The organism is Nocardioides sp., from assembly GCF_034670285.1.
Taxonomy (GTDB): Bacteria; Actinomycetota; Actinomycetes; order Propionibacteriales; family Nocardioidaceae; genus Nocardioides.
Window position 1 is genome coordinate 1 of the sequence record NZ_JAXMNS010000192.1, and the last position, 6,834, is coordinate 6,834.

6 protein-coding genes are annotated in these 6,834 nt (G+C 71.2%); 1 reads left to right on the plus strand and 5 read right to left on the minus strand.

The window, feature by feature from the left end:
* Positions 1-75 precede the first annotated feature (75 nt).
* Entirely contained in the window at positions 76-960 is an 885-nt protein-coding gene (locus VOI19_RS10980) for an alpha/beta fold hydrolase (RefSeq protein WP_323793007.1), read from the minus strand.
* Positions 957-1,823 carry a 16S rRNA (cytidine(1402)-2'-O)-methyltransferase gene (gene rsmI / locus VOI19_RS10985; RefSeq protein WP_323793008.1) on the minus strand — a complete coding sequence of 289 codons (867 nt, stop codon included), beginning with the start codon at positions 1,821-1,823 and terminating at the stop codon, positions 957-959. The genes VOI19_RS10980 and rsmI overlap by 4 nt, the downstream gene beginning before the upstream one ends.
* Before the next feature lie 72 nt (positions 1,824-1,895).
* Here rsmI and VOI19_RS10990 point away from each other — a divergent pair, with 72 nt between their 5' ends.
* Positions 1,896-3,599 (plus strand): dolichyl-phosphate-mannose--protein mannosyltransferase, encoded by a 1,704-nt coding sequence (locus tag VOI19_RS10990; RefSeq protein ID WP_323793009.1) that lies wholly within the window; start codon positions 1,896-1,898, stop codon positions 3,597-3,599.
* 54 nt (positions 3,600-3,653) lie between these two features.
* On the opposite strand, the gene VOI19_RS10995 is transcribed toward VOI19_RS10990, so the two are convergent.
* The 3 genes from VOI19_RS10995 to VOI19_RS11005 form a co-directional block, all read right to left on the minus strand.
* The gene (locus VOI19_RS10995; RefSeq protein ID WP_323793010.1) at positions 3,654-4,895 is read right to left on the minus strand and encodes an ABC transporter substrate-binding protein; all 1,242 of its coding nucleotides are present in this window, start codon (positions 4,893-4,895) and stop codon (positions 3,654-3,656) included.
* Positions 4,892-6,118, minus strand: coding sequence for a branched-chain amino acid ABC transporter permease (locus VOI19_RS11000; protein ID WP_323793011.1), 1,227 nt, complete (start codon positions 6,116-6,118; stop codon positions 4,892-4,894). The genes VOI19_RS10995 and VOI19_RS11000 overlap by 4 nt, the downstream gene beginning before the upstream one ends.
* A partial coding sequence (locus VOI19_RS11005) for a branched-chain amino acid ABC transporter permease (protein ID WP_323793012.1) occupies positions 6,111-6,834 on the minus strand: 724 nt, incomplete at its 5' end. The genes VOI19_RS11000 and VOI19_RS11005, both read right to left, overlap by 8 nt.

The following is a 6,834-nucleotide window of genomic DNA, read 5'->3' on the forward strand; positions in this document are numbered from 1 at the left end:
CAGTGGTTGTCGACCACCGGGTAGGGCAACGGCTCCGGGGCCGGGGGCGGCTCGCCCTCGCGACGCGCGCTCACGTCAGGACCCCGCGACCGAGGCTCGGCGGGCGAGGATCGCGGCGGCCAGGGCGTCGGGCGCCTGGGTCGGGATCCAGTGGCTGACGCCGGCGAGCTCGACGAACTCGTAGGGGCCGCTCACGTGCTCCGGCGTGAGCTCGGTGCCGCGGCGGCCCAGGGCGGCGTCCTCGTCGCTCCACACGAGCGTGGTGGGCACCCGCACCTCGGTGTCGCGGGCCGCCGAGCCCATCAGCGGCAGGGCGCGGTACCAGGCGAGGCCGCCCGGAAGAGCGCCGTAGTCGAGGATCTCGCGGCGACAGCGGGCCACCTCCTGCGACGTCATCCCGGTGCGTGCGAGCCCGCTCAGCAGCAGGCGCGGGAAGAACCGGCCGAGGAGGTCGACGAGGAACGGCAGCTGGAAGAGCAGGATGTACCACGACTTCAGGCCCTGCGAGCTCGTCGCGGCCGCCTTGAGGAAGGCCATCGGGTGCGGCACCGAGACCGCCGTCCACGACCGCACCAGGTCGGGACGCCGGGCGGCCACGCTCCAGCCGACGATCGCGCCCCAGTCGTGGCCGACGAGGTCGACCGGTCCGCCGATCTCGTCGATCAGCGCGATCGCGTCGTCGCCGAGCGCGCCGATCCGGTAGCGCCAGCGGCCGAAAGGGCGCGCCCTCGGCGAGTAGCCGCGCTGGTCGGGGGCGTAGGTGCGCGCGCCCTCGGCGTGCAGCAACGGCGCGACGTCGCGCCAGCAGGACGCCCGCTCGGGAAAGCCGTGCAGGAGCACGGTCGGGGTCCCGTCGAGCGGCCCGTCGTCGAGGACGTCGAAGGTCAGGCCCTGGCGCGAGTACTGCGTGAGGCGCGGCCTCGTCGAGGCGGGGGTCTGGTCGGAGGAAGCGTCGTTCACGAGACGTGCACCGCCTGGTAGACCTCGCGCTTGGGCAGTCCGGCGAGCCGGGCGACGTCGAGGATGGCGTCCTTGCGTGTCATGCCCTCGTCCTCGCGCTCGCGGACCGCCGTCCGGAGGGAGTCGGCGTCAGTCGCGATCGCGGCGGCCGGCGGGGCTCCGGCGACGACGATCGTGACCTCGCCGCGGATCCCCTCGGCCGCCCACGTGACCAGCTCGGCGAGCGGTCCCCGGCGCACTTCCTCGTAGGTCTTGGTGAGCTCGCGACAGACCGCTGCGGGTCGGTCGTCGCCCCACGCCTGCGCCATCGCGGCCAGGGCGGCCTCGGTGCGGTGCGGGGCCTCGAAAAAGACGAGGGTCCGCTGCTCGGCAGCCAGGTCGGACAGCCGCCGGGAGCGCTCGCCCGCCTTGCGCGGCAGGAAGCCCTCGAAGCAGAACCGGTCGACCGGCAGGCCCGACACCGCAAGAGCGGTCAGCACGGCCGACGGGCCCGGCACCGCGGTGACGCGGACGTCGGCCTCGACCGCGGCCGCCACCAGTCGGTAGCCGGGGTCGGAGACGCTGGGCATCCCGGCGTCGGTGACCAGCAGCACGCGCTTGCCGGCCAGCAGGTCCTCGAGGAGCCCCGGCGTACGACGCTGCTCGTTGCCCTCGAAGTAGGACACCACCTGTCCGGTCACGACGACCCCGAGGTCGGTGGTCAGCCGCTTGAGCCTGCGGGTGTCCTCGGCGGCGACGACGTCGGCAGCGGCGAGCTCGGCCGCCAGCCGTGGCGAGGCGTCGTCGGGTCGTCCGATGGGGGTCCCCGCCAGCACGAGCACCCCGGCTGCTGCCCCGGCGCCCCCTGCGCGTCCATCACCCATGCAGCGATCATGACAGGGCCACGACCTGCTCGGCCGACGCGCCCCGTGGGCCCCGTCGTAGTGTTGCGCCCCGTGAGCGCGCTGCAGGACCCGCCGAGCGCCTGGGAGCGCGCCCGGCGCCGTACGGCGGTCCTCGACGACCGTGTCGCGGGGTGGGTCGCGGCGATCAGCGTGACGCTGCTGGCCTTCGGCATGCGCGTGTGGCACCTCGGGACGCCCCACCGCTTCGCGTTCGACGAGACGTACTACGCCAAGGACGCCTGGTCGATGGCCAACCACGGGTTCGTGCGCAACTACCTCGAGAAGGTCGACGGCCGCTCGATCGACAAGACGATCCTGGCCGGGCGGACCGAGGGCATCTGGGACGACGGGCCCTCGATGATCGTGCACCCCGAGGTCGGCAAGTGGCTGATCGCGCTCGGCGAGAAGGCCTTCGGGATGGATCCGTTCGGCTGGCGGATCGCCTCTGCCGTCGCCGGCGCCCTGATGGTGCTGGTGCTCGTGCGCCTGACCCGACGACTGACCGGCTCCACGATGCTCGGCCTCGTCGCCGGACTGCTGCTGACCTTCGACGGGCTGCACTTCGTGCTCTCCCGGTTGGCCCTGCTCGACATCTTCCTGGCGTTCTTCCTCCTGTGCGGGGTCAGCTGCCTGGTCAACGACCGCGACTGGCACCGACGACGCCTCGCGCGCCTCATCGACCCGGCGGCGCCACCTGGCCCCACACAGTGGGGCCCGGTGCTGGGCGTGCTCTGGCGGCCGTGGCTGGTGCTGGCAGGCGTGAGCTTCGGGCTCGCGGTCGGCACGAAGTGGACCGCGCTCTACCCGCTGGCCGCCTTCGGGCTGCTCGTGTGGGTGTGGAGCGCGGGCGCCCGGCGCTCGTTCGGCGTCCGGTTCTCGCTCCTGCGCGGAGCGGTGGTCGACGGGCTCCCGGCCTTCGTGCAGCTGGTGGTCGTGGCGTTCTGCGTCTACGTGGCCACGTGGACGGGCTGGATGGTCCATGCCGAGGAGTACGAGCGCGACCTCTCCAGCACGCAGTACACCGGGTTCATCGAGGAGCGACCCTGCACCGGCACCGGCGAGGACCGTGAGACCGACAACCTCTCCGACGACGACGCCCGCTGGCCGACGGCCACCGAGGCCGACACCTCGGGCCTGGGCGAGGTGACCCAGTCGTTGCGGTCGCTGTGGAGCTATCACCACGACGTCTTCATCTTCCACACCCACTACCTCAACTGCAGCAGCCATCCCTACCAGTCGCAGCCTTCGGGCTGGCTGCTCGACAACCGTCCGGTCGGCGTCGCCACCGACCTCGACGTCCAGCCGGGCGAGCTCGGCTGCACGGCCGCCGACGACTCGGTCTGCTACCGCCAGGTCCTGCTGCTGGGCACTCCCCTGCTCTGGTGGGGTGCGTGCCTGGCCCTGGTCGCAGGGGCCGTGCTCTGGGTCGGCACCCGCGACTGGCGCTTCGGCGTCGCGCTCGTCGGCGTCCTCTCGACGTGGCTGCCGTGGCTGCTGTACGACGACCGGCCGATCTTCCTCTTCTACGCCGTCGCGTGCCTGCCGTTCATGGTGCTGGCGATCGCCCTGCTGATGGGCCGACTGGTCGGACCCTCGCGGTTGCCGTCGAGGCGGCGCACCGTCGGGGTCGTCGTCGCGGGGTGCTTCGTGGTGCTGGTGCTGCTGAACTTCGCGTACTTCTACCCGATCTACTCCTACGAGGTGATCCCGCGCGCCTCGTGGCTCAACCGGATGTGGTTCAGCAGGTGGATCTGAACGGCGACGGCCCCGTCTCGCAGCAGCTGCTGCGAGACGGGGCCGTCCTCGTCGTCACTCCCCTGCGATGAAGCCCGCCACGTCGTCGCTGACGAACATGTCGGAGACCGACTTCGCGCCACCGGGCACGTCGGCGGCGCGGAAGATGTAGCTCGCGTCGCTCGGCGAGGCGCCGACCGCGAACTCCAGCGGGACCGCGAGGCCGCCGGTCTCGACCGTGCCGAGCTCGTCCTTGGCAGCCGTGACGCCCTCGGGCGTCAGGTCACCGTTCTCGCAGGCCTTGTCGAGCACCTGGCGCATCACGTCGGCTGCGGCCGTGCCGAAGACGACGCCGAGCGTCGGGTCGCCGGGGTACTCGGCCTGGTAGGACTCGAGCAGCTCGGGCAGCTTGTCGAACGGCGCCACCGGCGAGGCGACGTAGAGGTTCTCGATCAGGGCCGCGCCGGACGGGCCGTCGAGCAGGGCCGGGGCGAAGACCGGGTTGTTGCCCACGATCGGGACGTTCAGGCCCTGTGCCGCGGCGACGCCGGCGACCGAGGCGGTCTGGCCCGGCGCCACGGTGAGCGCGATGGCCTTGACGCCCTCGGCCTTGAGCTTGGTGACCTGGGCGGTCATGTCGGCGTCGGTGGCCTGGATCTGCTGCTCGACGACCTTCATGCCGTGCTGCTCGGCGAAGTAGGTGGAGCCGGCGAGCCCGCCGGCGCCGTACTCGCCCTCGAAGTAGATGTGGCCGATCGTGTCGCCCTCATTGATCTTGCCCTCCTCGAGGAGGTAGCCGAGGGCGTTGATCATCTCGACCTCGTAGGTCGCACCGACGACGGCGATCTGCGATGACTCCGTCAGCGACTCGGCCCACGCGGCGGGGATGTTGACCATCTTGTCGGCCTCGAACTGCGGGATCAGCCCGGTGTTGATCGGCGAGCCGATGGTCTGCTCGATCGCCAGCACGTTGTTCTTGATCGAGCTGTAGAGCTGGATGCCGCGCTGGGTGTCGTAGCCGTGGTCCTTGACGTCCTCCTCGACGGTGTAGGTGCCACAGATCTTGTCGCCTTCGTTCTGCGTGCGCCAGTAGAGCGACTGCGCGTTGGTGATGTCCTTGCCGAGGGCGGCGAAGACACCGGTCAGGTCGGTGAGCGCGCCGACGGTGATCGTGGTGCCCTCGATCCCGCGTCCGACCTCCACCCCGTCCTGCGTGGTGGTCTCGCTGTCCGACGACTTCGTGCTGCAGCCGGACGCGGCGAGCATGGTGGCGGCAGAAACGAGCGCCAGCACCTTTCGCTTGTTGAACGTGTTCATCTGTTGTCTCCTCCGGTTGACGGGTCGGCGGGCGCCGGCGTCGAGTGCTGACTGCTGTCGGCCCCGTCCGCTGCGATGGCAGCGCCGGGGGCACGGGTGGTGGGCCGCAAGCGGCGGGCGAGACCGGCGAGACCGCCGGGCTCGAACATCACGACGAGGACGATCGCCCCGCCGTACAGGAAGGCAGCGGCCTGGCTCGCCACGATGCCCGGCTGGCCGGGGTCGACGATGAAGGGCAGCGAGCCGGCGTACTGCTGGAGCACCAGGGGCGCCGAGCTGACGAAGGTCGCCCCCAGGATGGCTCCGGTGACCGAGCCCAGGCCGCCCAGCACGATCATCGCCAGGAACTGCACCGACAGCGCTAGGCCGAAGGAGTCCGGGGCGACCGAGCCGATCGACAGGGCGTAGAGGACCCCGGCCATCCCGGCGTACATGGAGGAGACCAGGAAGGCGCGCGCCTTGTAGGAGCGGACGTCGACCCCCATCACCGAGGCGGCCACCTCGCTGTCGCGCAGCGTCTGCAGGGCCCGACCCGGGCGCGAGCGCACCAGGTTGTTGGCGAACCAGCAGGCCACCACGCACAGCGCCAGGCCGAGGTACCAGAGCCGCTCGGTCTGGCCGAACGGCACACCGGCGATCACCAGCTCCGGCGAGTCGGTGCCGCCGAAGCTGAAGCCGAACAGCGAGAACGCCGGCACCAGTCGACCGTTGAACCCTCCGGTGACCGACGTCCAGGTGTTGAGGACGTGCTGACCGATGAAGACCAGGCCCAGCGAGGCGATACCGAGGTAGATGCCGCGCAGCCGGGCCGCGATCGGGCTGAAGATGATGCCCGCGAGGCCGGAGACGAGCACGCCGAGCACCATGCCGACCAGCGGCGGCCACTCGAGGCCTCCGTAGGCGTTGGCCGTGCCCCCCGACGTCCCGGAGACGTAGGTGTAGGTCACCGCGCCGACGGCGAGGAAGAAGGCGTGGGCCAGGGAGAGCTGCCCGGTCGTGCCGACGAGCAGGTTGAGACCGAGGGCCCCGATGATCGCGGCGAACACCGCGAACCCGGTCCGCAGCCAGAACTCCTCGACGTAGAGCGGCAGCACGAGCAGCACGACCACGGCGGCGAGGATCGCGACGAGCTTGACGATCCGGGCGGTGGTCCAGGAGCCCTGCTGCGGGGCCGAGGTGCGGTCGACGCGGCGTCCCTCGGGACGGGTGGCGGTGTCAGACACGAGTCAGCTCCCTCGTTCCGAAGAGCCCTGATGGTCGTACGAGGAGCACGGCGACCATCACGACGTACGGGACGACGTCGCCGAAGCCGCGTCCGAGGAAGGCGATCTGGTCCTGGTAGCCGGCAGCCATCGCCTCGGCGATGCCGATCATCAGTCCGCCCACGAGGGCGCCGCCGGTGGAGTCGAGGCCACCGAGGATGGCGGCCGGCAGGGCGCTGAGGGCGACCAGCGCGACCGCGGGGGTCACGCCAGGAGTCGGGGAGCCGACCGCGAACAGGCCCGCGACAGCGGCCAGCACACCGGCGACCATCCAGGCGAACATCGAGACCCGCCCGCGGTGGATGCCCATCAGCGCGGCCGCCTCGCCGTCCTCGGCCGCGGCACGCATCGAGATGCCCCAGTTGGAGTACTTGAAGATGACGAAGAAGCCACCGATCAGGACGGCGGCGACGACGATGGCGACCGCCCGGTTGGCCGTGATGCCCACCCCGCCGATCGAGATCGCCTGGCCGCTCCAGGGGTGGTCGACGTTGAGGATGTCGGAGCCGATGCGGCGGGTGAGCTCGGTGATGATGATGAGGTCGACGCCGATCGTGAGGATCGCCAGGCCGATGACCGGTGCACCGCGCAGGCGGTTGATGATCAGTCGCTCCACGAGCATCGCGGCGATGGCCGCGCCGCCGATGCCGACGACCAGGGCCGGCCAGAAGCCGAAC

What these genes read in the sequence shown, in the direction of transcription:
- VOI19_RS10995 (WP_323793010.1), bottom strand. Translation starts at nt 4,895, where the DNA reads ATGAACACGTTCAACAAGCGAAAGGTGCTGGCGCTCGTTTCTGCCGCC.
- rsmI (WP_323793008.1), bottom strand. Translation starts at nt 1,823, where the DNA reads ATGGGTGATGGACGCGCAGGGGGCGCCGGGGCAGCAGCCGGGGTGCTC.